Here is a 1,434-nt window from a genome sequence, read left to right on the forward strand (position 1 = left end):
GGCGTCGAACTGATCTTCCCAGCCGCGCGTGTCGTGATCCATGGCGCAGCAGACTTGCCTACGTTACGCTGCCTCATTCAGGCGCTACGAGAATGATCGGCTTACCGGCAGGAACCCGGGTAATCCTCCCATTTTTAGCAGTAAGCGGCAGTAGAATTGTTTAAATATTTACTGGCTAATTTCTGTCGTGGAGTAATGCCGCCCAGCGCCATGTTCGGCCTTTCATTGTTGTAAGTCCAGAGCCAAGCGGTGGCACCGAGTTGAACTTCGTCCAGACTGCTAAACAGGTTTTGGGCCAGCCAATCATAACGCACCGTGCGGTTATAACGCTCGACATAGGCGTTTTGCTGCGGATTGCCGGGTTGAGTATGGATTAGCGTAATACGTTGCCTGGCCGCCCATTGAAGCATGGTCTTGCCAATGTATTCAGGGCCGTTGTCGCAACGTATGCAGGCGGGTTTACCGCGCCACTCAATGATCTGATCCAGGGTCCGTGTTACGCGCTCTGCCGGCAGGGAAAAGTCCACCTCGATCCCAAGGCCCTCGCGGTTAAAGTCGTCGACGACGTTCAGCAACCGAATCCCACGCCCATCGGTTAGCTGGTCGTGCATAAAATCAATGGACCAGACTTGATTGATATCCGTCGCCGTGCCCAGCGGATCCGGTCGCTCGCGCACCAGTCGCTTCTTGGGCTTAATGCGTAAATTCAGTTCCAGTTCACGATAGATGCGGTACACCCTTTTGTGGTTCCATGGGTAGCCTTTAATGTTGCGCAAATACAGGAAACAGAGGCCAAAGCCCCAGTTGCGTTGAGCCGTTGTCAACCGTATCAGCCAGTGGGCAATGACCTCGTTTTCGTCGTTGTGTTTGGCCTGATAATGGTAGGCGCTTTCGCTGATGCCAAACGCCTGGCACGCCAAACGGATACTGGATTTAAAGTGCTTAACGGCGTTTTGCGCCATCTCCTTGCGTCGAGATGGCGCTACCACTTTTTTCGCAGCGCCTCCTGCACCATTTCAGCCTTCAAACGCTCTTCGGCATACATCTTCTTGAGTTGCCGGTTTTCGGCCTCAAGCTCCTTCAGACGTGCCATCATCGAGGTGTCCATGCCGCCGTATTTGGCGCGCCATTTATAAAACGAGGCGCTGCTCATGCCATGCTCACGGCACAATTGCGGCACGGGCGTACCCGCTTCAGCTTGCTTGAGGATCGCCATGATCTGGCTGTCGGTAAATCGAGATTGCTTCATTGTGTGAATTCCCTTGTAGTGGAAATTCTACCTTCGATCACTGCGGTTTAACGGGAGGATTACCCCCGGGTCTGGCTGGCAGCCGGTGCAACCGATATGCGTCGTGGCTTCGATGGCCTGGCGGCAACGGTGCAGGCCACGCTGCTTGAGGATCCCTTTAGCGGTCATGTGTTTGTCTTTCGTGG

2 protein-coding genes are annotated in these 1,434 nt (G+C 54.3%); one reads left to right on the forward strand and one right to left on the reverse strand.

Features of this window, described 5'->3' with window-relative positions:
- Positions 1–134: 134 nt before the first annotated feature.
- Positions 135–1,249 (reverse strand): IS3 family transposase gene (locus GTU67_RS15160; protein WP_185780808.1). Its coding sequence is split into 2 segments (ribosomal slippage): positions 135–997 and positions 997–1,249, totalling 1,116 coding nucleotides; the frame shifts between segments, so codons are not numbered across the junction.
- A gap of 75 nt (positions 1,250–1,324) precedes the next feature.
- Here GTU67_RS15160 and tnpB point away from each other — a divergent pair.
- Positions 1,325–1,434: IS66 family insertion sequence element accessory protein TnpB (gene tnpB, locus GTU67_RS15740; RefSeq protein WP_283245267.1), on the forward strand; the 110-nt coding region annotated here is incomplete at its 3' end.

Origin of the sequence: Pusillimonas minor, assembly GCF_014237865.1 — a bacterium.
GTDB lineage: Bacteria > Pseudomonadota > Gammaproteobacteria > Burkholderiales > Burkholderiaceae_B > Neopusillimonas > Neopusillimonas minor.